The sequence below is a fragment of the Pseudomonas sp. RHF3.3-3 genome (assembly GCF_048069595.1).
In the GTDB taxonomy this organism is placed as follows: Bacteria; Pseudomonadota; Gammaproteobacteria; order Pseudomonadales; family Pseudomonadaceae; genus Aquipseudomonas; species Aquipseudomonas fuscovaginae_B.
On record NZ_CP182250.1, the window covers coordinates 173615 to 198071 of the forward strand.

The window sequence follows — 24457 nt, forward strand, 5'->3', positions numbered from 1 at the left end:
CTGTCACCGCAGTGGGAGGGCGCTTGGGCTTGCCCGCGAATAGCCCGCATGGGCACCGCTTTATCCCCATTTACTCGGGAAGCTTGAGCAACGGCTCCTGGAAGCGCAGCAGCCGCCCGGCATTGCCCAGCACCAGCAGGGTGCTGAGGTTGTGCAACAGCGCCGCGATCATCGCTCCCGCCACGCCCAGCCAGCCGAAAGCCGCCGCCGCGACGATCGCCAGGGTCCAGCCCAGGCCGATCACCACGTTGACCTGCAAGGTCCGGCGGCACTGCCGGCTCAGGCGTACGCAGGTGCCCAGGCGGCGCAGGTCACTGCCGATCAGCACCACGTCCGCCGAGGCCAGGGCGATGTCCGCGCCGCCCGCGCCCATCGCCACCCCGACCACCCCGGCCTTGAGCGCCAGCGAGTCGTTGATGCCGTCGCCCACCACCATCGGTCGGAAGCCGCTGTCGATCTCGCCGAGCACCCGCTGGAGCTTGTCCTCGGGCAGCGCCTGGGCGGCGACATCGCTGATGCCGACCTCCCGCGCCAGGCGGTCGGCCACGCTCTGGCGGTCACCGGTCAGCAGCAATTGCCGGCCCAGGCCCAGCTCACGCAGCTCACCCAGGGCGTGTCGGGCCTCGGGCTTGGTGCTGTCGGCCAGCAAGAGCCAGGCGAGAAATTCACCCTCCAGGGCCAGGCCGGCAATCGGCCCGTCGTGCTCGGGTACCGGCGTGGTGGCGATCGCCAACTGGCTGAACAGCTCCGGCCGGCCCAGCGCCGCCTGGCCGTGGGCGGTGCTGGCGACGATACCCAACCCCTGGCGCTCGTGCACGTCACTCAAGGCCACATGCTCGGCCGGCTGCGCCAGCCCCGCCAGTGCCCGGCTGACCGGGTGGCTGCTGGCCGAACCGAGGCTCGCCGCCAGGCGCAGCATCGGCTCGCGGTCCGTCACTGCGGTCTGCAGCGACTGCAGGCGCAGGCTGCCGTAGGTCAGGGTGCCGGTCTTGTCCACCACCAGCGAGGTCAGGTCGGCCAGTTCCTCGAGAAACGCCGAGCTGCGGATCAGGATGCCGTGCCGCGCCGCCACGGCGATGCCGGCAATCGCCGTGGCCGGTGCCGACAGCACCAGCGCGCAGGGGCAGGCTGCCACCAGCACGGCGAGCATCGCCTGGGCGTCGTTGGTGATGAACCAGGTGACTGCGGCGATCATCAGCACCAGCACCAGATAGCTGCCGGCATAGCGCTCCAGCAGGCGGGTGATCGGCGGCTTGGCCCGTTCGGCGCTCTGCATCAGCGCGATCACCTTGCCCAGGGTCGACTCATGGCCGGTGCGGGTCACCTCGATGCGCAGCAGCCCATCGAGGTTGATCGCCCCGCCGAACACCTGCACCCCGGCACTCGCCTCCAGCGGCACCGACTCGCCGGTGATCGGCGCGGTATCGAGGCTCGCCTGGCCGGACAGCACCACGCCGTCGGCCGGTACCCGGTCGCCGGCCCGGACCTCCACCTGGTCGCCGGCCTTGAGGCTGGCGTTGTCCACCTCAAGCACACTGCCATCGGCCTGTACCTGCCGCGCGTGGCTGCGGGTCAGCCGGCCGAGGGCGCCGATGGCCTCCTGGGAGCCGATGACGCTGCGCTCTTCGAGCACGTGGCCGAAGATCATGATGATCGGCAGCAGGGCGGCGGTCAGCAGGTCGCCGGTGGCCCAGGCGCCGAGCATCGCCAGGGCGATCAACTGGTCGGTGATGCCGTGCAGACTCGGATAGCGCAGGCTGTACCAGGCCGAGCGCATCACCGGCACCGCCACCAGGATCGAGGCAAAACCGAGCAACAACTGGCTCACCCCGACCTGCCCCGGCGCCAGCCAGCGCCACAGCAGGCCTAGCCCGAGCAGGCCGAGGGCGAGCATCGCCAGCAGCAGTTGGCGGGCCGCGCTGCGCTGTTCGGCGCGGCTCAGCAGGCTGGCCGGCGGATGGGCCGTGGTCGATGCACTCATTGCTCTGCTCCCTGGATGATCAGGCGGGAATCGTCCCGAGGGTCGACCGTGGTCACCGACCCGGCCTGCTGGAGAATCTTCGGCATACGCTCGCGGTACAGGCGCAACAACAGGCCCGGGTCGCTGCCGTCCTGCTGCGCCTTGCCCAGGCTCGCCACCGTGGCCGTATCGGCCTGGGCCCTGGCCAGGCGTTCGCTGGCCTGGGCCTTGGCGACCTGCACCAGGCGGTCGGCCTCCTGGGTCGCCGACTGGCCGAGCTTGGCCGCTTCGTTACGGGCATTGGCCACGGCCTTGTCGGCCTGCTGGCTGGCGGTCAGTACCGCATTGAAGGCATTCACCGCCGGGCCCGGCAGGCTCGACTGGACGTCGACCCGCGCCACCTCGACGCCAATCCCCTGCCCGCTCGCCGCCAGTTCGGCCAGGCGCCGGTTGACCCCTTGCAGCAAGTCGCCGCGCAGGCGCTCGCGGCGTTCGGCGGCCTGACTGTCGCTGCCGATCAGTTCGGGGCGCGCGACCAGTATGGTGTCCAGGTCCCGCGCCGCGGTCAGGGCCACTGCACTGCGGGTGACGATCCGGTCGAGGGCCGGCAGCACGTGCCCGGCCTGGAGCACGAAGGCATAGGGATCGGTGACCTTGTAGAACACCCGTACATCCAGCTGCACCACACCGGCATCGCCGGTCAGCAGGTAGCCGGAGCCGGCCAGCGCGTCATTGATCGGCGTCGCCAGGGTGGCCTGGCGGTCGGCCTGCAGCGCCGCATCGGAGCGCAGCAGCCCTTCGACGCGCCGCTCGATCACCCGGTCCGCCGCCGGCAGGATCACCACCTGCTCGAAGGGCCGCGGCCAGGCCAGCAGCAAGCCGGCATTCTGGATACGCTCCAGGGCCCCCAGGCGCAGGACCACCGCGCGCTCCTGCGGGTCGATCTGCCGCACGTTGGAAAAGGCCCAGGCCAGTGCCGCCAGCACCGTCACCGCATAGAGGCCGAGAAACGCCAGGCGACCGGCCTGGAGCCACGGGCTGTCCAGGCCCCGTGAGGGTTCCGGGTATTCACTCATGGCTGCGCCCCGGTCTTGCCATCATGCTTGTCGACGGCGGTCGGCGGCCCGTCGACCAGCACCCGGAACGGCGCCGCATCGGTGCGCAGGATCAGCCTGGTTCCCGGGGTGACGATAGTGCCGAGGGTGTCCAGCGAACGCAGCAGGTTGTACAACTGCGGCGAGCCGGCATAGGCCCGGCCATAGATCTGCGCCGCCTCGACCCGCGACTGTGCCTCGATGTCGGCGGCCTTGACCGTGGCATCGGCCTGCAGGATGCGTGCATCGCGTTCAGCGGCGGAGCGGATCTGCGCGGCCTCGCGCTTGCCGATCGCGGTACGTTCGGTGGCGATGGTTTCCCGTTCGGCGCGCATGCGGTCGACGGTGGCCGAGAGCGTCACCGAAGGCAGCGTCAGGCGCTCGATGCCGACCTGCAGGACCCGCACGCCGTAAGTCGAGAGCAATTGCTGGTCGATCTGCTGACGCAGTTGCGCCTCGAAATCGGCGATCCGTACCTGGCGGGCATCGGTGTTGACCAGGCTCGACAGGTCGAAGCTGGCGGCGGTGGTTTCCAGCGCCGATCCGACGAAGGTGCGGATCTGCCGCGCGGCTTCGTCCGGCTGGTTCTGCACGGCGCGCATGAAGCGCTCGACGTTCTGCGGATCGCCCTGGACCTGCCAGGCCACATAGGCCTGGATGATGATGCGCAGGCCATCACGGGTGCCGACATCCTGCAGGCCGCTGGAGGTGGTACGCAGGCGCAGGTCGACCGGAATCGCCGCCTCGAACGGCGCCGGCCAGCGCCAGCCGAGGCCCGGTTCGAGCAGCACCCGCGACGGGTTGCCGAAACGGGTGATTACCGTGGCCTCGCCGGAGCGCACCTGCACCAGGCTCGCCGCCGCGACCGCGAACAGGATCAGCAGCAGCGCCCAGCCCATGCGCCGCCATGGAAATGGCCCGCCGCTGCCCGCATCGCCGTGGTGGTGATCGTGCCCGTGATGAGGGTGATGATGACCGGCGTGCTCGTGGCCGCCGTGATCGTGATGATCGGCACAATGGGAGTGGGACAGGCTCAAGGGGTGACTCCTGGCTGGACGGCTTTACGCGCAGGCATGGGGTCGGCCGGCAGCGTGAATGAACGCAGATCGATGGTGGGGGCGCTGTTGCCGCCCAGGCGGTGGTCGAGCAGCCATAGCTTCGCCTTGCCCAGCCCCTGGCTCAGTTGCGCCAGGTACTGCTCCAGCACGAAAGCCTGGCCGGCCTGGGCATAGGCCTGGCGCTCGGCGCTGAAACGCAGGTCTGCCGCGCGGGCGCCGGCCTGTACTTCGTGGGCGCTGGCCCGGGCCTGGTCCTCGACAATGCTGGCCTGCAACTGCGCCTGGTTGGCCTGTTCGCTGGCGGCGCCACGCTCGCGGGAAATCAGCGCCCGGGCGCTGATCTGTGCCGCCTGCACCGCGTGATAGGCGTTCGCCGCACCCGCTGGCGGATGAATCGCCTCGACCACCGTGGCGAGGATTTCCACGCCACTGTCCAGGCGTTGCAGGTCGGCCTGTACCGCACGGCCGATATCCTCGGCCAGCGCCGTGCGCTGTTCGCCCAGCAGACCATCGAGAGTCCGCGCGGCGAAATCATGGACCAGCACCCGGCTGGCGGTGCTGCGGATCAAGGTCGGCACATCGGCGCTGTTGTAGGTGGCGGCCAGCGCAGCCTGGTCGCTCAAGCCGATGCGGTAGACGAAGCGCACGTCCATGTTGACCACCTGGAAGCCCTGCCGGTCGCCGCTGCTGCTGGCGATCACCTGGGACTTCTCGTTCACGTGGCTGGCGTCCCACAGCCGGTTGGCGCTGGCCGGCGCCTCACCCTCGGCGGGGTCGGGTACGGCAGAGGCCGCCGCCTCGACGCTGGTGGCCAACTCGTGGACCACGCCATTCTCCACCGCCAGCACCCGGCCCAGCGGCCAGGGCAGGCCGACATGCAGGCCGGGGCCGAAGACGTCCACCGGTTTGCCGAAACGTTCGTAGATACCACGCCCCTGCAGCGGCACTTCGCTGACCCCGCTCAACAGCCAGCCGACCGCCAGCACCACCAGCAGCACCGGTGCGAATGCCCGGCGCATGTAGCTGAAGGCCCAGATCTGACGCAGGTCGATGCCGAAGCGGTTGTGCAGTTCATCCTGCAGCGCCAGCAACGGTTGCGGCGGCCAGCGCAGCAGGCCGGCGATGAAGCTGGTCGCCACCAGGCGAGGCTCCAGGCTGTCGCGCCGCGGGCTGAACAACGACAACAGCGCCCGCAGCAACAATTCCGCCGCCACCAGTGCCGGCAACAGGCCGATCAGGCTGAGCAGGCGAGCCGGCCAGAGGTTCTGCGGCCCGCTGAACAACAGGCACAGGGCACTGACCACCTGCACGCCGATCGCCACCCGAACGAACTGCGCCAGGGCCTCGGCTTCCGGCCATTCGGCGGCATGGGCCTGGGCCAACTGGCGCTCCAGCACCAAGAGGGCAAATGCCAGCAACAGGCCCAGGCTCGCCGCCACGGAGCCGCTCAGCCCCAGGCTCGCGCCGGCCAGCGTCAGGTTCCAGGTCTGCTCGACGCTCACCAGCGCCAGCAAGGCCCAACCGCCCAGCCATAGCGTCGTCGCACCGATCTGCGCCAGGGCGTTGCGCCACAGGCTGTCCAGGCGGGCGAGCAGACGCTCGTAGGCGCCCAGTGCTTCTGCCACCTGCAGCGCGGACGCCACGCCGGGCTCGACCACGGCAGGCGCCCTCGCCTGCTCGCGCCAACGCGCCACACCGGCAGCCGACTGCAACGCCGCGACCAGCACCAGCAAGGCCGCGGCGTTGTTGTTCAGCAGGCTCGGCCAGATCGACGCCGGCGCAAACAGCCCGACGAAGAAGCCCAGCACCAGGCCACTGAGCGCCAGCACCGCCAGGCCGAGGCCCAGGCGTTGCAACTGACGGGCCTGCAAGCCCGCCCGCTGGAAGCGCGGCAGGCTTTCGAGGTCGGCCTGCGACGCTTCAAGATCCACTCGCATGTCCACTCCAGACCCGGTTCGATCACCGAGGTCATTCACATCAGGATAGCCGGAGCCCTGGCGCAGACCTCAGGTCGGCGCACCCGCGAGCCCCTTGAAATATTTGGTTACCTTATAACAGAAAGGGTGAATTTTTCGTTCGCAGGAGCGCTTTTTGTGCGCAGCCGGCAGGCCCGGTTGTGATGCTGCAAACCCGGACCTGCCGAACACCGCCAACCCAAAAGCGCTATCGAACCCGATGAACACCAGGCTGAAAACCCGGACTACTCCAAAACTCAAAAGCAAAGGGAAGTTACTCACATGAACAATATATAAGTCCTACAGATAAAACCGACCCTATAAATCAATAGCGAGAGCAATGTAACAAAATCCAACAAGAGAGTGACTTGATTGGCGAATCGCCAGTGACTAACATCCGAGCAGCCGAACAATGTTTTTCATTAACTTAAAATATTCCAATTAAAAGCCGAACATCGGAAAACTCCGGTGACCTTGCACTAAAAGACTGTAAGCGCTTTACCTGCCGGCTCGCCATGCCGAGGACTCCTGCTGGAGAGCCAAAAGTTAAGACTGATGTTTTGCAAAAATTAATAACTATATGCCAGACGGCAAACACACTTGACACCCCATCGTGCGTGCTGGTGACCCATAATATCGCCAACACTCAGCGCGCACCCCAACGACGGAGCCGCCATGAGTCGTGATCTGAACCAGTATTGTTTCTTCCAACCCTCTTCCACGCCCTTTGGTGCTTCCGGTGGAGTCAGTTGCCTGACCATCAATCAACCGGGCTCGCGTCTGGCGCTGAACAACCTGCTGGATTTGATCAGTCATGAAATACGCCAGGAAGATAATGAAAAAGTCCATCGACTGACCTTCAGGAGTGGCCAGACACTCTGCATAAAAGTCGATGCCAACCTGATTACGGTTCGTGGGCCGCGTATCAGCTTCCACAGCGACTCACGTTATCCACAGGTCACTTATCTGGAAGATCCTGCTCTCAGCAATAGTAGCAATAAGCTATCAATCTGAACCCTTCCCCCCCCCCTGAATCCAGGTGCCCGTCGCCTGGATTCAGCGCCAGGCCCAGGACCCTTGCGGGTTTATTTCTTGAATGTGCAGGGCCGCACGGATTTTTAGCCGGAAGCTAATGTCAGCCTCTGTTGTTTATGGCAATAATTCGTTCACTTTGCCGATAAACGGTTATCCCGATCACCACCGTCTGGACCCAAGCCCTCTCAGACAAGGACCGTCGCTTCCATGCCTTCGATCTACCAACTCAAACCCCGCTTCCAGAATCTGTTGCGACCGGTGGTCCAGCGCCTGTTCGACAATGGCACCACGGCTAACCAGGTCACCCTCAGCGCGGCATTGATTTCCCTGCTGGTGGGCGCGGTGGTAGCCACCTTCGCCAGCCACGCCTGGGTCTTCCTGCTCATCCCGCTGTGGATGATCCTGCGCATGGCTCTGAACGCCATCGACGGCATGCTGGCCCGGGAGTTCGGCCAGCAATCGAAGCTCGGCGCCTACCTGAACGAGCTGTGCGACATCATTGCCGACAGCGCCTTGATCCTGCCGTTTGCCCTGCTGCCCGGGGTCAGCCTGCCGGCGGTGCTGCTGGTGACCCTGCTGGCGCTGTTCAGCGAATACGCCGGGGTGATGGGGCCGCTGGTCGGCGTGTCGCGGCGCTACGACGGGCCGATGGGCAAGAGCGACCGGGCCTTCGCCCTCGGCGTGATCGCCACCGGTGTCGCTTTCGGCCTGCTCCAGTCCCTGTGGATAAACGGCCTGTTCCTGCTGATCGCCGCGCTGCTGGTGGTCACGCTGATCAACCGCGTCCGCCAGGGCCTGAAAGAGGCCGGTCAAGAACCCTGATAGCAGGAAGCGCTGGCTCCCATGGAAAACCACAGGCAATGAAAGGCAGGCCCCTGCGGGCTCTCCACTGATCTGCGATACGGCACAAGGATAATGCGATGCGCGACGAGCAAACCCAGACCTTCAGTACCCACGATGGCGTCGAACTGTTCTATCGCCACTGGCCGGCCACCGCGCCGGTGGCCGGCGAGCCGCGCAAGGCCATCCTGCTGTTCCACCGTGGCCATGAGCACTCCGGGCGCATCGCCCACCTGGTGGACGAACTGGACCTGCCGGAATTCGATTTCTTTGCCTGGGACGCCCGCGGCCACGGCCAATCGCCGGGCGAACGCGGCGACAGCCCGAGCTTCGCCACCAGCGTGCGCGACGTGCAGACCTTCTGCGACCACCTGGGCACGACCTTCGGCATCGCCGAGGAAAACCTCGCGGTGGTCGCCCAGAGCGTCGGCGCGGTGATCGTCGCCACCTGGGTGCACGACTACGCGCCGAAGATCCGCGCGCTGGTGCTCGCCTCGCCGGCCTTCAAGGTCAAGCTGTACGTACCGTTCGCCCGTACGGGCCTGGCCCTGCTGCGACGCTTTCGCGGCAACTTCTTCGTCAACAGCTACGTCAAGGCCAAGTTCCTCAGCCACGACCCGCAACGCATCGCCTCTTATGACAGCGACCCGCTGATCACCAAGGCGATCTCGGTGAACGTGCTACTGGGCCTGTACGAAGCCGCCGAGCGGGTGGTCGCCGATGCCAATGCGATCCAGGTGCCGACCCAGGTGCTGATTTCCGGTGCCGATTTCGTGGTCCACCGCAAACCCCAGGAGCAATTCTTCCAGCGCCTGGGCAGCCTGAAAAAGGAACTGCACGTACTGCCGGGGTTCTTCCACGACACCCTCGGCGAGCGCGACCGGCACCTGGCGGTCAGCCGCGCCAGACGCTTCATCGAACAGGGCTTCCTCAGCCCGGTGAATCGCCCGGGCCTGCTGGACGCCGACCGCATCGGCGAGACCTGCGCCGAGTCCGAAGCACTGGCCGCGCCACTGCCACACAACTCGCCACGCGACCTGTACTGGCGCCTGACCCGCGCCGGCATGGCCGTGGGCGGCAAGCTGTCGGCCGGGGTCAAGCTCGGCTTCGACACCGGTTTCGACTCCGGCAGCACCCTGGACTACGTCTATCGCAACCAGCCCACCGGGCACACTGCGCTGGGCCGGCTGATCGACCAGAATTACCTGAACTCCATCGGCTGGCGCGGCATCCGCCAACGCAAGCTGCACGTCGAGGAACTGCTGCGCCTGGCCATGGCCCGGTTGCGCGAGCAGGGTCGCGAGGTGCGCATCGTCGATATCGCTGCCGGCCACGGGCGCTACATCCTCGAAGCCCTGCAAGGGGTCACGCCGCTGCCGGAATCGATCCTGCTGCGCGACTACAGTGATATCAACGTCCGCGACGGCAGCGCGCTGATCGCCGAGAAGGGCCTCGGCGAGATCGCCCGCTTCGTCAAGGGCGATGCCTTCGACCGCGCCGACCTCGCCGCGCTGGACCCCAAGCCCAGCCTGGCGGTGGTGTCGGGGCTGTATGAACTGTTCGCCGACAACGGCATGGTCGGCAACTCCCTGGCCGGGCTGGCCGAAGCCTGCGAGCCGGGCGCCTACCTGGTCTATACCGGACAACCGTGGCACCCGCAGCTGGAACTGATCGCCCGCGCCCTGACCAGCCATCGCCAGGGCCAGGCCTGGGTGATGCGCCGACGCAGCCAGGCGGAAATGGACCAGTTGGTGGAAGCCGCCGGGTTCCGCAAGATCACCCAGCGGGTCGATGAATGGGGGATCTTCAGCGTCTCCCTGGCACAACGGGTGCAATGATGGACGCCACCGCGCGCGAAGCCGGCCTGCTCAAGCGCGCCGTGCTCTGGCTGCTGCTTCTGGCACCGTTGTTCTTCGGCAGCTATGGCTTCGCCACCTGGTACACCAGCCAGCGCAGCGATGTCGGCAGCTTCGTGTTCGGCTGGGAGAGCCAGATACCGTTCTGGGCCTGGACCATCGTGCCCTACTGGTCCATCGACCTGCTGTACGGCCTGTCCCTGCTGTTGCCACGCAGCAGACGCGAGCTGGACCGGCACGCCCTGCGCCTGCTGACGGCGCAGGCCATCGCGGTGTCGTGCTTCCTGCTCTGGCCGCTGACCTTCACTTTCACCCGGCCACCGCTGGACGGCGTGTTCGGCTGGCTGTTCGCGGTGCTGGCCGGCTTCGACAAGCCGTTCAACCAGGCGCCGTCGCTGCACATCGCCCTGCTGGTGATCCTCTGGGTCATGTACCGCCGACATTTCAACGGGGCCGGACGCTGGCTGGTGCACGGCTGGTTCGCCTTGATCGGCCTCTCGGTGCTGACCACCTATCAACATCACTTCATCGACGTGCCCACCGGCGCCCTGGCCGGCTGGCTGTGCGTCTGGCTGTGGCCGGACGATCGCTCCAGCCCGCTGGCGGTGGCGCGGCCGGCCCGCGACGGGCAGCGTCTGCGCCTGGCGGCCCGCTACGGGCTGGCCGCCCTGCTGCTGGCCGTTGCCGCCGGCTATTTCGCCGGCGGCGCGCTGTGGCTGTTCTGGCCGGCGCTGGCCCTGGCGCTGGTGGCGCTCAACTACGCGCTGTTCGGCGCCCAGGGCTTCCAGAAGCGCGCCGACGGCAGCCTCAGCCCGGCCGCGCGCTGGCTGTTCGCGCCCTACCGGGCAGGCGCCTGGATCAATTCACGGCTGTGGACAAGATCCCATCCACAACCCGATCCGCTTGTGGATAACCTCTGGCTCGGCCGCCTGCCCGGCCGCGACGAACTGCGAGCCGGCCCGTTCAAGGCCATCGTCGACCTGTGCGCCGAACTGCCGCTGGCGCCAGAAGGGCGAGCCTATCGGAACATCCCGGTGCTGGACCTGATCGCCCCCTCCGCCGAACAGTGCCGGGAGGCCGCGCAGGCCATCGAACAACTGCGCCAGCACGGACCGCTGCTGGTCTGCTGCGCCCTGGGTTACTCGCGCAGTGCCACGGCCGTCGCCGCCTGGCTGTTGCACAGCGGCCGGGTGCAGGAAATCGACGAGGCCCTGGCCCTGATCCGTGCGGCGCGCCCCGGCGTGGTCCTGCACCCGGCCCACCGCCAGGCGCTGGAAGCCATGATCCACCTGCAGCCCGGTGCGGCCCCCGCCCACCTGAGGATCGCCGATGCCCGCTGACATTCCCCTGCAGGTCGTCGCCAGCCTGTTGCGCCGAGGGCGCTCGCTGGATCAGTTATCCACAGGGCTGACGCTGCTCGGTGTGCTGCTGGGCCTGGCACCGCTGCTGATCGGTACGCTCAGCCCGTGGTGCCTGGGGCTCGGCCTGTGGTTGGCCGTGTCGGGGCTGTTGCAGAAATACTGGGCGTTCAGGGTCGCCTTCGACGCCGACCTGTTTCAACTGATGGCCGGCAACCCGAGTGCCCTGGGCGACCGCACCGAAGCCCTCGACACCGCGCTGCAGGACCTGGGCCTGCAACCGCGACAGTCGCTCAGCCGTCCCTGGAGCGAACGTAGCCGCGGTGCGCTGCGCCTGCTCAAGCGCCAGGCCCTGTGGCTGGCGTTGCAGATCCTGCCGCCCCTGATCGTCATCCTGGCCAGCCCCTGGCTGCCTTTCGCCGGATAAGGAATCGTCATGCTCGAACCCGTGGTAGCCACCCTGATCACCTCCGCCGCGCGCCTGATCACCGGCGCGCGCAGCCTGTGGATAGGTTGCGCGCCCGACCCGGTGCAACGCATCTACTTCGCCAACCACAGCAGCCATGGCGACTTCGTGCTGCTCTGGGCCTCGCTGCCGCCAGCGCTGCGGACACTCACCCGGCCAGTCGCCGGCGCCGACTACTGGAACCGCAGCACGCTGCGCCGCTACATCATTCGGCGGGTGTTCAACGGCGTACTGATCGACCGCGAACGCAAGGAGCCTGGGGATAACCCACTGCAACCGATGCTCGACGCCCTGGAACAGGGCCACTCGCTGATCATCTTTCCCGAGGGCACCCGCAACCAGGAAGAAGGCCTGCTGCCGTTCAAGAGCGGGATTTTCCATCTGGCGCGGGCTTATCCACAGGCGCAACTGATTCCGGTGTGGATCGCCAACCTCAACCGGGTCATGCCCAAGGGCCGGGTGCTGCCCCTGCCGCTGTTGTGCACCACCGCCTTCGGCGCACCGCTGCAACTCGAAGAAGACGAAAGCAAAGAACATTTCCTGCAACGCAGCCGCGATGCGCTGCTGGCCCTGGCACCGGAGCAACATTGAGATGGATAGGCAGACCCTGATGTTGTTCGCCGGGATCGGCATGATCCTGGTCCTGGCTTCGCTGATCGGCTTCATCCTCAAGCGACGCGCCGGCGATGCACCGAACGCGGTGATCGACAACCTCAACGCACGGATCAACGCCTGGTGGGTGATGGTGCTGGTGATCGGTACCGCCTTCTGGCTCGGTACCGGAGCGGTGATCCTGCTGTTCTACGCGGTGTCGTTCTATGCCCTGCGCGAGTTCCTGACCCTGACGCCGACCCGGCGCAGCGACTATCCGGCGCTGGTGGCGGCGTTCTACCTGGCGCTGCCGCTGCAGTACCTGCTGATCTATTCCGACTGGTACGGGCTGTTCTCGATCTTCATCCCGGTGTACGTGTTCCTGCTGCTGCCGATCCTCGCCTCCCTCGGCGGCGACAGCACGCATTTCCTGGAACGGGCCTCGAAGGTCCAGTGGGGCTTGATGATCGCGGTGTTCTGCGTGTCGTTCGTGCCGGCCCTGCTGACCCTCGACATCGCCGGCTACGAAGGGCGCAACCTGCTGCTGATCGCCTACCTGGTGATCGTGGTGCAACTGTCGGACGTGCTGCAGTACGTCTGCGGCAAGCTGTTCGGCAAACGCAAGATCGCGCCCAACCTGTCGCCGTCGAAAACCGTCGAAGGCTTCGTCGGCGGCATCACCCTGGCTTCGCTGATCGGCGGCGCGCTGTTCTGGATCACCCCGTTCAAGCCCTGGCAGGCATTGCTGATCGCCCTGCTGATCAACCTGCTGGGCTTTGCCGGCGGTATCGTCATGTCGGCGATCAAGCGCGACCGCGGGGTCAAGGACTGGGGCCACATGATCGAGGGCCACGGCGGCATGCTCGACCGGCTGGACTCGGTGTGCTTCGCCGCGCCGATCTTCTTCCACCTGGTGCGCTACTGGTGGACCTGACCGGTCCGCTCACCTGATCCGATTGTTCCCACGCCCCGCGTGGGAATGCAGCCCCTGACGCTCTGCGTCACCCGTGCGGACGCGTCCTGGGAGACGTTCCCACGGGGACCGTGGGAACGCTCACCGCTGGCAAGACAGGCACTTGACCGGCATCCTGCTATGCGCTCATATTATGATCATAATATTTTGTTTCCCTTGGTGACCCGACTGGCAGGAGAACAACCATGAGCAATTACGACGTGATCATCATCGGCGGTGGGCCTGGCGGCTATAACGCGGCGATCCGCGCCGGTCAGCTGGGCCTGAGAGCCGCCTGTGTGGAGGGCCGCGACACCCTCGGCGGCACCTGCCTGAACGTCGGCTGCATGCCCTCCAAGGCCCTGCTGCACGCCTCCGAACTGTATGAGGCGGCCACCAGCGGCGAGCTGGCCAACCTCGGTATCGAGGTGACGCCGCGCCTCGACCTGGCGCAGATGATGAAGCAGAAGGACGACAGCGTTGCCGGGCTGACCAAGGGTATCGAGTACCTGTTTCGCAGGAACAAGGTCGACTGGATCAAGGGCTGGGGCCGCCTCACAGGGCCCGGTCAGGTCGAGGTGACGGCCGCCGATGGCCGCAAGAGCCAACTGCAGGCCCAGGACATCGTGATCGCCACCGGTTCCGAACCGACGCCACTGCCCGGCGTGGAAATCGACAACCAGCGCATCCTCGACTCCACCGGCGCCCTCTCGTTGCCGGAAGTGCCGCGCCACCTGGTGGTGATCGGCGCCGGGGTGATCGGCCTGGAACTGGGCTCGGTGTGGCGACGGCTCGGCAGTCAGGTCACGGTGGTCGAATACCTCGACCGCATCTGCCCCGGCACCGACCTCGAGGCTGGCAAGACCCTGCAGCGCGCCCTCGGCAAACAGGGCATCGGCTTCAGGCTCGGTACCAAGGTGACCCGCGCCACCCCTTCGGCCACCGGCGTACAACTGCGGGTCGAGCCGGCCGCCGGCGGCGAGAGCGAACTGATCGAAGCCGATTACGTGCTGGTGGCGATCGGCCGCCGCCCGTTCACCCGCGGCCTCGGCCTGGAAAACGTCGGCCTCGCCACCGACCCGCGCGGCCTGCTCGCACAGCACGGTCATCGCAGCGAAGTGCCGGGCATCTGGGTGATTGGCGATGTCACCTCGGGACCGATGCTCGCCCACAAGGCCGAGGACGAAGCCATGGCCTGCATCGAACGGATCGCCGGCAAGGCCGCCGAGGTCAACTACGCCCTGATTCCCAGCGTGATCTACACCCGCCCGGAACTGGCGAGTGTCGGCAAGACCGAAGAGCAGCTCAAGGCCGAAGGCCGCGCCTACAAGGCCGGCAAGTTTCCCTTCAGCGCCAACAGCCGCTCCAAGATCAACCACGAGACCGAAGGGTTCGCCAAGGTCCTGGCCGATGCGCAGACCGACGAGATCCTCGGCGTGCACCTGGTCGGCCCGAGCGTCAGCGAGATGATCGGCGAATACTGCGTGGCCATGGAGTTCTCGGCCTCGGCCGAAGACATCGCCCTGACCTGCCACCCACACCCGACCCGCTCCGAGGCCTTGCGCCAGGCGGCGATGAACGTGGAAGGCCTGGCGACACAGATCTAGTGCCCTGTGTAGCTGATTCGCTTGCTCAACTTCGAGTCTTCGAATTGACCGTACAGGACACTAGACAGGAAGATGATCGAGCGGCAGCGGTCCGGGCGCCTTCACCGCCTGGATCGCAAAGTTGCTGCGGATGTCGCGCACTCCCGGCAGGCGCAACAGTTCGCCGGTGAGGAAGCGTTCGTAGGCACGCAGGTCGGGGACCACCACCTGCAGCAGGAAATCCGACTCGCCGGACACCAGGAACGCCGAGATCACCTGCGGCAGGGCCGTGACCGCCAACCGGAACGCCTCGGCGTCGGCCTCGTGGTGCCGCTCGACCTTCACCCCGACGAACACCGTCAGCCCCAGCCCGACCTCGTCCCGATCCAGGTTCACCTGGTAACCGCGAATCACCCCGGCCTCTTCCAGCATGCGCACCCGGCGCAAACACGGCGAGGCCGACACGCCGATCTCGTCGGCCAGTTCGACGTTGCTCAGGCGGCCATCGCGTTGCAGCGCGGCGAGAATCTTGCGGTCGTAGGCATCGAGTTTGATTTTTGGCATATCCAGCTACCCGAGTGGTTCCTGTTGGCATTTTGTGCCAAGTCTAAGCCCGTGCGGGGTCGAATACGCAAGCACCTGCCCCGGCCTTCCGGCATAGACTTTTGCCTGTTCCCCCACTCAATCGAGAGAACGGCAACGATGCTCCTCTACCTGCTCGCGCTGGCGATGGTCTATCTGCTCCCCGGTCCCGACATGATCCTGCTGCTGCAAACCGGCGCCCGCCATGGCCGCGCCCTGGCTCTCACCACCGCACTGGGGCTGGCCGTGGCCCGTGCCTGCCATGTCGTCCTCGCCGCCCTGGGCCTGGCGGCACTGTTCAGGGCGGCCCCGTGGACCTTCGACCTGGTGCGCCTGGCAGGCGCCACCTACCTGCTGTGGATCGGTATCCGCATGCTGCGCCCCGGCACGCTGGCCAGCCTTGGGGGCGACGCCCGGGCCGCGCACCCTCTTCGACTCGGTTGGCGCGGCGCCTTTCGCCAGGGGCTGCTGACCAATCTGCTCAACCCCAAGGCACTGCTGTTCTGTTCGGTGCTGCTGCCACAGTTCATCGATGCCCAGGCCGGGGCCGTCGGCGCCCAATTCCTCGGGCTCGGTGCAACGCTGGTAGGCGTCGGCCTGCTGTTCGACAGCGCCTATGCCCTGACCGGCGCCTGGATCGGCCGCTGGCTGGACAGCAACCCGCGGGCCCAGCGTCTGCAGCAATGGCTGTTCGGCGGCCTGCTGATCGGCTTTGCCGCGCGCCTGGCCTTTATCCAGCAAGCCTGAACCTTCATGCATGACAAACGCCGTTAGCAGGTGAGCCGACGGCGTTTTTCTTATACATTTCATTCCTCATTTATTCAGGCAGTCCAGTCACCATGACCAGCACGCTCGATCGTCTTATCGCCGGCACTCCCATTCTCTACGCGGGTAATCGGGTTTCCCCGGTACCGCCGGAATTGGCCGAGCGTTTCCAGCCGGGCGATCATCTGCTGGTCGACCAGAGCAGCGGTGAACTGCTGCTGATCCCACAGTCGGTGCAGCAGCTCGCCGCGGCTGCCATCGATGCCGCGCAAAACGCCTTCAGTGCCCTGGCACAGGTTTCGGACGAAGCCATCAGCCGCTTCTTCGACCTGTTCGCCGGGCACCTGGAGGCCGAGCCATCCTGGGCCTTGATCGAGGCCGCCAACCAGGCCGACCTGGCCCGCGCCCAAGCCCTGGGGCGCTCCACCACGCGCCTGGCCACCAGCCAGGCCATGCGCCGCGACATGATCGCCGGGCTGCGCGCCTGGCGCGATGCACCGCTGATCCGTGGCCGCGTACGCGAGTCCGTGGAACATGCAGGCTGGAAAGTCGAGCAGGTGGTCGCACCGCTGGGTGTGGTGGCGTTCGTTTTCGAGGGCCGGCCCAACGTCTTCGCCGATGCGGCCGGGGTTCTGCGCACCGGCAATACCGCCGTGCTGCGCATTGGCAGCGATGCCCTCGGCACCGCCCAGGCGATCGTCAGGCACGCCCTGGCGCCGGCCCTGCGTGAAGCCGGTTTGCCAGAGGGTGCGGTATCGCTGGTGGAAAGCCTCGACCGCGCAGCGGGCTGGGCGATGTTCGCCGACCGCCGCCTGTCCCTGGCCGTGGCCCGTGGCTCGGGCCACGCAGTGAAACAGCTCGGCGGCATCGCCCAGCAGGCCGGTACCGTCGTCAGCCTGCACGGCACCGGCGGTGCTTGGCTGGTCGCCCACCAGGATGCCGATGCCGCCCGTTTCGCCGACGTGGTGCGCAACTCCCTCGATCGCAAGGTATGCAACACACTGAACGTCTGTGTGATCCATCGTCAGCGGGCGGCGGAACTGGTGCCGGTATTCCTCGAGGCCCTGACCGAGGCCGGCCGGGCTCGTGGTCAGAGCTGCAAGCTGCATGTGGTCAGTGGCGACGAAGGCGTGCTGCCCGAACAGTGGCTGCAGGCGCGGGTTCAGGTTCGCCGGGCCGAGGGCGACCAGGAAGAGGCACAGACGGAAATCCTCCCCGAGGCGCAACTGGGTCGAGAATGGGAATGGGAGGACACGCCGGAAGTCAGCCTGAAGATCGTCGACGACCTGGACCAGGCCATCGCCCTGTTCAATCGCTACAGCCCGCAGTTCACCGTGTCGCTGCTCAGCGCCGATCGCCAGGCCCATGACTACTTCTACAACAGCATCAATGCGCCCTTCGTGGGTGATGGTTTCACCCGTTGGGTCGATGGGCAGTATGCGTTGAACAAGCCGGAGCTGGGTCTTTCGAACTGGGAGAACGGTCGGCTGTTCGCCCGTGGCGCGATTCTCTCGGGTGACGGGGTGTTCACCCTGCGCAGCCGGATGACTCAGGTCGATACCCGCCTGCGCCGCTGACCGATACAGACGCTACACCTGCTTGAGTGTTCCCACGCTCCGCGTGGGAACGACCCATCACAGCCGCATGGTTCAGAGATCGAGCACCAATGGCTCCTCCCCCTGGGCCGGGACCGCACAGCAGATCAACACTTGCCCGTCCCCCGGCAGTTCCGCCGGCGGCCGCGGGTAATGCACCCGTCCACTGATCAGGCGCGTGCTGCAGGTACCGCACGAGCCACCCCGGCAACTGAACTCCGGCCGCAAGCCACGGCTCTCCGCCAACGCCAGCAGGCTTTCCCCCTCCGGCTGCCAACGGGCCTCTTTCGCCGACCGGTGGAACAGCACCGGCACCGCTACGGTAGCCGCCGGCGGCTGCTCGATCTGCCTGGCACCCGGATCCAACCGCCGACTCAGCGTCGACGGACCAAAAGTTTCGGCATGGATCTGCTCGTCACGAATATCCCTGTCACGCAATTGATCGTATAAATCCTGGGTAAAGCCACCCGGCCCGCAGAGAACGAAATCCACCGCGTCATAGTCGTCGATACGCAGCAACTGCTGCATGACCTCGACACTCAGGCGCCCACGCACATCGTAATCCCTGCCCGGCACCGCCTGCGCCTCCGGCTGGCTCAGCAGACGCACCACCCGCACCGTTTCACCGGCACGCGCCATCAACTCGTCCAACTCCTTGGTGAACGGCAATTCCGCCAGCGAGCGGGCACTGAGGAACAGCACGGTCGGCCGCATCCGCCGTGTGCGCTGCCCCTGGTAAACCACCTCGCGCAGCATCGACAGCAACGGCGTGATGCCGACACCCGCCGCCAGCAGCACCAGCGGACGCGGCGCACTCGGTGCCACGGTGAAGTGCCCTTGCGGTGCCCGGGCCTCAAGCAGATCGCCTACCTGCAGGCGGTCGTGAATATGTGACGACACCCGCCCATCACGTTTCACGCTGATTCGTAGAAACGCATCCGAGGGCGCGCCAGACAGGCTGTAGGTGCGAATATGAGTTTGCCCGTCGATACTCAAGCGCAAGGGCAGATGCTGCCCGGCCTGGAACAGCGGACTCCCCGCCCCGTCGGCTGGCTGCAGGTACAACGAACGGATATTGCGGCTTTCCTCGACGATCCGCTCGATGCGCAGCGGCCGCCAGCTATTGCCCAATGCTTCGGCCTGCAAGCGGGCGGCAGCCTGCTGCCAATTGCCGGTCATCAGGCTATTGGGGGAAAAGCCTTCGAACTTCCAGCGCAAGGTCGAACCAGCCGGGCGGCGAACAACATGTTCCACGTGGAACGTCCACAAACGCTCCGCGCCCTGGAATGCTTTCACTAACGGGCCGTCGAGAATGATCTCGGTGCGACCGCTCAATTGCAGCAGGTCGCCACTGTTGAAGTCGATGAACAACAAACCGGCCCGTGGATTGACCAGCAGGTTGCCCAGGGTGTTGAAGAACAGGTTGCCGGAGAAGTCCGGGATGGTCAGGCAGTCACCCTCCACCCGGACGAAACCGCTCTGGCCGCCGCGATGGGAAACGTCCACCGAACGGGCACCGTCGATATCGACATAGCTGGCGACGAAAAAGGTATCGGCTTGACGAATCATCGCCGTGGCCAGCGGGTCCAGTGTCGTGCCACGGTGGACGACCCGTTGTGCCGGATCGACTGGCGCCACCCGCTCGAACTGGCGTAGCTGGATATACTGCGGGCAGTTACCGAAGCTGTGTTCCACGACGATATCCAGGCCCTGTTTTCCCAGGCTGTGGATACGCCCATTGATCCGGTTGCGCCGCCGCGTGTGCAGTTCGATGCCCAACAGGCCCAGCGCCGCCCCTTGTCGCACGGCTTTATAAGTCGGGTCCTCGGGATGGGGAAAACTGTCGACCAACAGGTGTTTCGGATCCGGGGACGAGGCAAAACCAGGTTCGCCTTCGAACAGGCTGGCCCAAGGCCGCCCCGCGTCATCGACCGCACCCAACAGCATGAACGGCAGTTGCCGGAAGAAATCGCGATGCTGGTCCGGCATATAGTCCCGGACCACCCGGGTGCCCAGTTCAGCCATCCGCTCAGCGACGCCGACTCGTGCCTGCATCTGCCGTTCGCCCGCATGCCAGGGTGAAACGCCGGACTGTTTCATCGCGATCTCTCCCTTGCGGACTCAGGCCGTCTGCAAGCCAACGACAGTGCGTGGCATCGGTACGAAACCTGGCAAGGCTTCGATGCGCGCCAGCCAGGCCCTCACGTTAGGGTAGTCCACCAACGAGACGTTGCCCTCCGGTGCATGGGCGATGTAGCTGTAGCCGGCGACATCGGCGATGGTCGGTTCGGAGCCGACCAGATAAGGCGTGTGGCTCAACTCCTGCTCGACCACCTTGAGCAAGGCATGGGAGCGGCTGATCGCCTCCTCGGCATCGAAGTTCGCACCAAACACAGTGATCAGCCTCGCCCGCGCCGGACCAAAGGCAATCGGCCCCGCCGCCGCCGACAGCCAACGCTGCACCCGGGCAGCACCGAGCGGATCGCTCGGCAGCCAGCGGCCGTTGCCATACTTCTGGGCCAGGTACACCAGGATCGCGTTGGAGTCGGCGAGGACCACACCCTGGTCGTCAATCACCGGTACCTGGCCAAAGGGGTTCAGCGCGAGGTATTCGGGCTTCTTGTGGGCACCGCCGGGCAGATCGACATGGATCAGTTCCACCGGCAGGCCGAGCAGGGACAGCATCAACTCGACGCGATGGGCATGACCGGAGCGAGGGAAGTTATAGAGTTTGATGGCAGGCTGAGACATTGGACACTCCAGAGGCGCTGATGCGATCCGGGATGGACCGCGCGGTGGAGTCATCTTCCGCCTCCGGCGAAACCAACAGAATCACCAGGAATGGCAATCCGTTATTTCAGTGGGTGAAATAAAGCGCCAGAGGACTCAACCGTGTTCATCCTCTCAAGGCCCGATTTTCCCTCAGGGCCGCCACCACAAAATCGACAAAACTGCGCACTCGTACCGGGGCCTTGCGCCCGCCCTGGTACACCACATGAATCGGCAACGGCGGCAGCTCGAAGTGCTCGAGCACCACCTCCAGTTCACCCGAGGCCAGCTTGTCCGCCACCTGGTAGGACAACACCCGGGTCAATCCCGCGCCCAGGCACGCCGCCCGTATCGCCGCCTGGTTCGCGGTCACCGCCATGCGCGGTTCCAATCGCACATTCAGCGGCTTGTCGCCGTCGGCGAACTGCCAGCTGCGGACCTGGGAAGCGCTGGATGTCATGATGATCCGCGCCTGGCGCAACTCATCCGGATGCCCGGGCCGGCCATGCTGCGCCAGGTAGCCGGGGGAGGCACACACCACCCGCCGCACCTGCCCTACCCGCACCGCGTGATGTCCGCTGTCCGCCAACTCGCCAATGCGCACCGCCACGTCGATACCGTCCTCGACCATGCGCACCACCCGGTCGATCAGCAGCGCATTGATGGTTACGGCCGGATACTGTTCCAGGTAACGCACCATCACCGGCGTGACGTACAACTCGCCAAACAGCACCGGCGCGGTCATGGTCAGTTGCCCGCTGGGATGGGCGTGGCTGTCGGCAGCGCTGGCTTCGGCTTCTTCCAGTTCGGCGAGAATCCGCCGGCAGTCCTCGAAATAGCGCTGGCCGGGTTCGGTCAGGTGCACATTGCGCGTGGTACGAATCAGCAGTTGCGCGCCAATGCGTTGCTCCAGGGCCGCCACCGCCCGGGTGACGCTGGGCGCCGACAGGTTCAGGCGCCGCGCGGCCGCCGAAAAGCCCTGCTCCTGGGCGACGGCAAGAAACACCTGCATTTCCTGGAATCTGTCCACTGTGCCCCCTGTACGCACCCGCAAAGAAAAGAGCCGCATCGGCGGCCCTCTTCAGCGTATCGAAAACCCGGCGGGATTACCCGGAGAGTTTTTCCAGGAACGCCAGCAGCGCCTGGTTCACGCTGGCCGGGTTCTCGATGCTGGAAATGTGCCCCGCCTCGGGAATGCCGATGTACGGGCAGCCGATGAGTTCGGCCATTTCCCGCGCTTCGCTCGGTGGCCTAGGCTTGTCCTGCTCGCCGCACATCACCAGGGTGGTCTCGGCATTCAGCGCGGCCAACGCCGCAAGACGATCGTCACGGCCGAAGATCAGCCGCCCCAGCGGGACGATGCTGTTGAGCAGTTGCTCGCGGGAGTAGGCCGTCAGGGAATGGCGGAAGGTCTGGTAGAACGGCGTCTCGGGGTCGATGCCGGGCCTGAAGAAGATCGGCACGATGGCATCGAGCAGCGGCGGCGGGATAGTGCCGGCGTCCTCGATCATCTTCAGCATCGAGAAGTAATACTGGCGGGTGGCTTCCGGTTCGGCACCGGCATAGGTGTCCATCAGCACCAGGCCACGAATGCGTTGCGGCGCAGCCAGTGCCAGGCGCGCGCCCCACATGCCGCCGACCGACAGGCCGACCAGGCTGAAACGCTGGATATCCAGCCGGTCGAGCAAGGCCAGAACCTGGCTGGCCAGGTCATCCAGGCTGTGGGTGTTGGCCGGCAAGGGTCCCGACTGACCGTGGCCCCACAGCTCCGGCACGATCACCCGATAGTGCCGGGACAACACGGCGATCTGCGGCGCCCACATGGCGCTGTCCCACAGGTAGCTGGAACCCAGGACGACCACCTCGCCCTCCCCCTGGTCCAGGTAATGGAGCGGTTGCCCATCGATAGTCACAACTGGCATGGAATCCCCCTTGGGTGTGGATAAGACGGCAGATGCCTGTGCGGCATGCGGTGAGTGAATCTTGCAGAGATCGGACAGTATTGGCTACAGGAGTTCACCGGCCAACAGCCAGGGTTTTGTAATGAAAGATTCTGCATCAATGTTGATAATCCATAGCCAGTGAAAACGGATAGCTTGTGGATATCAGGACGGTTCAAGCACACTCATTCAAGCCACAGGGGCAGTTCCTGCAGAACAGGTTTCTTCTACTATCATTTGGTCTTTTTACTCTTGAACGCAGGACGCAGGGGAAATCAGTGGAAATTTCAAGTATTGCGACATTATCTGGAATAGCGGCGCCATCAGAGGCGCGGCGAGAGGCGGCAAAACGGATGGCCGTCGAAGTTCTCGCCTCGCTCGAAAATCGAGACGACATCATCGAGAAGCGTGGCCTTGATGCGAAGTTCGGGAAGCCTGACGCGAACTGGGCCGATGACTCTCCAAACGACTTTCGTGACGCCGTCAAACTGCTTGCAACGCTTGAATGGACACACATCAGCAATCTGAGGCTGATGGCGCAATGCTTTACTGGCTACAGCCTCAGGGAAATGAAAGGGGCACGCGGCGTTCGAAGTGTTGGCGAAATATCGAGCGACTTCGACGACCGCTTGCGCCAGATAGACCCCACTGAGGTCATTCGGTCCTGGCAAGACTCTGTAAAAGATGTGCCGGAATGGGCCAGGGTAAAACCGCCCCATATCCTGGGGGAAGTCGGCTGGTACGTTGACGGCGTCCTCGTCAACTACGATACCCGCGTCTACCAGGAAAGGATGACGCTGCTCTATTCGTCCGGAGTTCTGGACAAGCTGAGATCGCTGGGTCGACCGGCGAGAATTCTTGAAATCGGCGGTGGGTATGGCGCTCTGGCGCTGGCACTGATGGAGGCCGTACCCGACTGCGAATATGTCATCTGCGATTTGCCAGAGAGCCTGCTTTTCTCCGGTATCTACCTGTCGATAGCGACCCAGAACGTGAAAATGCATGGCGGAGCCGGTAACGAGCGCCTGTCGTTGCTACCGAATTACCTGTTCGACACGCTGTCCGAAAATTTCGACCTGGTCATCAACACGCTGTCGATGAGTGAAATGTCGGAGTACCAGGTAAAGCGATACGCATCCGGTATCAGGAATCAGATTTCCGACCACGGCATATTTTTCGAGCAGAACCAGAACAATATCGTGATGGGGCTCTCGTTCGCCGAGGCTCTGTTGGCCCCTGAATTTCCTGCGCGCCAGCAAATGCAAAGCCGGATGGTGCTCACTGAAGGCTCACCCAACCTCTGGGCGAACTCGCAGCAGGTGCTTGATGGCCTTCAGCGGCCGACAGCGCAAGCTCCTGCAGTGAAGGCTGCAGCAATCGCGCCCCCCGTCGAGGCTCCACCCAGCCCGGCGGTCACTCCTCCAGCCAGCTGGATGACCAGGATAAAGGCCGGCATCAAGCGCAGGCTGGCATCTGCCACCTCACGCTGACACTCCGTTTCATCGTGTTTCACAAGGCCCGTCTCGACGGGCCTTTTCCATGCTGGACAGACCCAGGACCGACGACTGAAGCGGCGAGCCTTCCGGCAAGAGAAGGACGCCATTCACCCAAGCGATCGATGTGCACCGCTCAGCAACGCGTCCACCACCGCCCGGGCCATTTCGACCGAATGGGTGATCGACCAGAGCTGGTCCCGAGCCAGGTCGTTGGTGGAAGGAACCAGATCATCGGCGACGTACTCGGCAGCCTTGAGCAAAAACGACACATGCTGCAGGGCCACTTCCACGTCGATGCCGGCGCGGACCGTGAAAACCGGGAGCTTGTGGGCGTTGAGGTAATCGGCAGGAGGGGCGGCGGTTTTATCGATTACGCCAAAGCGCGGTGGCTGCGCAGGGTCGGAGTCGGGGGCGAGATAGTCGATGCAACGGCCAATGACATCACGCACCACGGCGCATTTTTCATCCAGAGTGGAAGTATGGGGTGGGTCTGGAACGATCTTGGTTTTCATGAAGTTCGGCTCCTGGTTCGAGAGACCACCACCTACCGTCGTCAAAC

General features: G+C 65.3%; 21 protein-coding genes. 11 read left to right on the forward strand and 10 right to left on the reverse strand.

Features of this window, described 5'->3' with window-relative positions; genetic code table 11:
- Positions 1-70: 70 nt before the first annotated feature.
- Genes ACMGT0_RS00790 through hflK (ACMGT0_RS00805) form a run of 4 tightly spaced genes read right to left on the reverse strand, consistent with a single transcriptional unit; the run spans position 71 to position 6049 of the window.
- Positions 71-1981: a cation-translocating P-type ATPase gene (locus ACMGT0_RS00790; protein ID WP_416771108.1), complete on the reverse strand. Its 1911-nt coding sequence runs from the start codon at positions 1979-1981 to the stop codon at positions 71-73.
- Complete coding sequence (gene hflK, locus ACMGT0_RS00795; protein WP_416771110.1) at positions 1978-3036, reverse strand: protease modulator HflK; 1059 nt, start codon at positions 3034-3036, stop codon at positions 1978-1980. The genes ACMGT0_RS00790 and hflK (ACMGT0_RS00795) overlap by 4 nt, the downstream gene beginning before the upstream one ends.
- Complete coding sequence (hflC, locus tag ACMGT0_RS00800; protein WP_416771111.1) at positions 3033-4091, reverse strand: protease modulator HflC; 1059 nt, start codon at positions 4089-4091, stop codon at positions 3033-3035. The genes hflK (ACMGT0_RS00795) and hflC overlap by 4 nt, the downstream gene beginning before the upstream one ends.
- Positions 4088-6049, reverse strand: coding sequence for a protease modulator HflK (gene hflK / locus ACMGT0_RS00805; protein ID WP_416771113.1), 1962 nt, complete (start codon positions 6047-6049; stop codon positions 4088-4090). The genes hflC and hflK (ACMGT0_RS00805) overlap by 4 nt, the downstream gene beginning before the upstream one ends.
- Before the next feature lie 693 nt (positions 6050-6742).
- Between hflK (ACMGT0_RS00805) and ACMGT0_RS00810 the strand changes: the two genes are divergently transcribed.
- The 8 genes from ACMGT0_RS00810 to lpdA all read left to right on the forward strand — a co-directional run bounded on the left by ACMGT0_RS00810 (position 6743) and on the right by lpdA (position 14772).
- Positions 6743-7081, forward strand: coding sequence for a hypothetical protein (locus ACMGT0_RS00810; RefSeq protein WP_017903012.1), 339 nt, complete (start codon positions 6743-6745; stop codon positions 7079-7081).
- A gap of 228 nt (positions 7082-7309) precedes the next feature.
- Positions 7310-7924 carry a CDP-alcohol phosphatidyltransferase family protein gene (locus tag ACMGT0_RS00815; RefSeq protein WP_054061209.1) on the forward strand — a complete coding sequence of 205 codons (615 nt, stop codon included), beginning with the start codon at positions 7310-7312 and terminating at the stop codon, positions 7922-7924.
- A 98-nt stretch (positions 7925-8022) separates the two neighbouring features.
- Positions 8023-9780 carry a bifunctional alpha/beta hydrolase/class I SAM-dependent methyltransferase gene (locus ACMGT0_RS00820; protein ID WP_416771116.1) on the forward strand — a complete coding sequence of 586 codons (1758 nt, stop codon included), beginning with the start codon at positions 8023-8025 and terminating at the stop codon, positions 9778-9780.
- Complete coding sequence (locus ACMGT0_RS00825; protein WP_416771118.1) at positions 9777-11138, forward strand: phosphatase PAP2/dual specificity phosphatase family protein; 1362 nt, start codon at positions 9777-9779, stop codon at positions 11136-11138. The genes ACMGT0_RS00820 and ACMGT0_RS00825 overlap by 4 nt, the downstream gene beginning before the upstream one ends.
- Positions 11128-11583 (forward strand): hypothetical protein, encoded by a 456-nt coding sequence (locus ACMGT0_RS00830; RefSeq protein ID WP_416771119.1) that lies wholly within the window; start codon positions 11128-11130, stop codon positions 11581-11583. Before ACMGT0_RS00825 ends, ACMGT0_RS00830 begins: the two co-directional genes overlap by 11 nt.
- A gap of 9 nt (positions 11584-11592) precedes the next feature.
- Positions 11593-12213: a lysophospholipid acyltransferase family protein gene (locus ACMGT0_RS00835; RefSeq protein ID WP_054060959.1), complete on the forward strand. Its 621-nt coding sequence runs from the start codon at positions 11593-11595 to the stop codon at positions 12211-12213.
- Position 12214: 1 nt separating this feature from the next.
- A complete protein-coding gene (locus tag ACMGT0_RS00840; RefSeq protein WP_054060960.1) occupies positions 12215-13147 on the forward strand; it encodes a phosphatidate cytidylyltransferase in 933 nt (310 codons plus the stop codon).
- Positions 13148-13371: 224 nt separating this feature from the next.
- Positions 13372-14772, forward strand: a complete 1401-nt coding sequence (gene lpdA / locus ACMGT0_RS00845) for a dihydrolipoyl dehydrogenase (RefSeq protein ID WP_416771120.1) — start codon at positions 13372-13374, stop codon at positions 14770-14772.
- A 60-nt stretch (positions 14773-14832) separates the two neighbouring features.
- Here the strand turns inward: lpdA and ACMGT0_RS00850 are convergent, their stop codons facing one another.
- Positions 14833-15306, reverse strand: coding sequence for an Lrp/AsnC family transcriptional regulator (locus ACMGT0_RS00850; protein WP_416773590.1), 474 nt, complete (start codon positions 15304-15306; stop codon positions 14833-14835).
- 147 nt (positions 15307-15453) lie between these two features.
- Between ACMGT0_RS00850 and ACMGT0_RS00855 the strand changes: the two genes are divergently transcribed.
- Entirely contained in the window at positions 15454-16080 is a 627-nt protein-coding gene (locus tag ACMGT0_RS00855) for a LysE family translocator (protein WP_273819703.1), read from the forward strand.
- Between the two features lie 92 nt (positions 16081-16172).
- A complete protein-coding gene (locus ACMGT0_RS00860) occupies positions 16173-17675 on the forward strand; it encodes an aldehyde dehydrogenase family protein (protein WP_054063435.1) in 1503 nt (500 codons plus the stop codon).
- 72 nt (positions 17676-17747) lie between these two features.
- Here ACMGT0_RS00860 and ACMGT0_RS00865 read toward each other — a convergent pair whose 3' ends face one another.
- The 4 genes from ACMGT0_RS00865 to ACMGT0_RS00880 all read right to left on the reverse strand — a co-directional run bounded on the left by ACMGT0_RS00865 (position 17748) and on the right by ACMGT0_RS00880 (position 22384).
- Positions 17748-19793 carry a pyridoxamine 5'-phosphate oxidase family protein gene (locus ACMGT0_RS00865; protein WP_416771123.1) on the reverse strand — a complete coding sequence of 682 codons (2046 nt, stop codon included), beginning with the start codon at positions 19791-19793 and terminating at the stop codon, positions 17748-17750.
- Between the two features lie 21 nt (positions 19794-19814).
- Positions 19815-20444: a glutathione S-transferase family protein gene (locus ACMGT0_RS00870; RefSeq protein ID WP_416771125.1), complete on the reverse strand. Its 630-nt coding sequence runs from the start codon at positions 20442-20444 to the stop codon at positions 19815-19817.
- A gap of 145 nt (positions 20445-20589) precedes the next feature.
- Positions 20590-21492 carry a LysR family transcriptional regulator gene (locus ACMGT0_RS00875; RefSeq protein ID WP_416771127.1) on the reverse strand — a complete coding sequence of 301 codons (903 nt, stop codon included), beginning with the start codon at positions 21490-21492 and terminating at the stop codon, positions 20590-20592.
- Positions 21493-21568: 76 nt separating this feature from the next.
- Positions 21569-22384: an alpha/beta fold hydrolase gene (locus ACMGT0_RS00880; protein ID WP_054056446.1), complete on the reverse strand. Its 816-nt coding sequence runs from the start codon at positions 22382-22384 to the stop codon at positions 21569-21571.
- A 296-nt stretch (positions 22385-22680) separates the two neighbouring features.
- On the opposite strand from ACMGT0_RS00880, the gene ACMGT0_RS00885 reads away from it, so the two are divergent.
- On the forward strand, positions 22681-23892 hold the full coding sequence (locus ACMGT0_RS00885; protein WP_152973051.1) for a putative sugar O-methyltransferase: 1212 nt from the start codon (positions 22681-22683) through the stop codon (positions 23890-23892).
- Positions 23893-24005: 113 nt separating this feature from the next.
- Here the strand turns inward: ACMGT0_RS00885 and ACMGT0_RS00890 are convergent, their stop codons facing one another.
- The gene (locus tag ACMGT0_RS00890) at positions 24006-24410 is read right to left on the reverse strand and encodes a DUF3077 domain-containing protein (RefSeq protein WP_416771129.1); all 405 of its coding nucleotides are present in this window, start codon (positions 24408-24410) and stop codon (positions 24006-24008) included.
- Between the last annotated feature and the right edge of the window lie 47 nt (positions 24411-24457).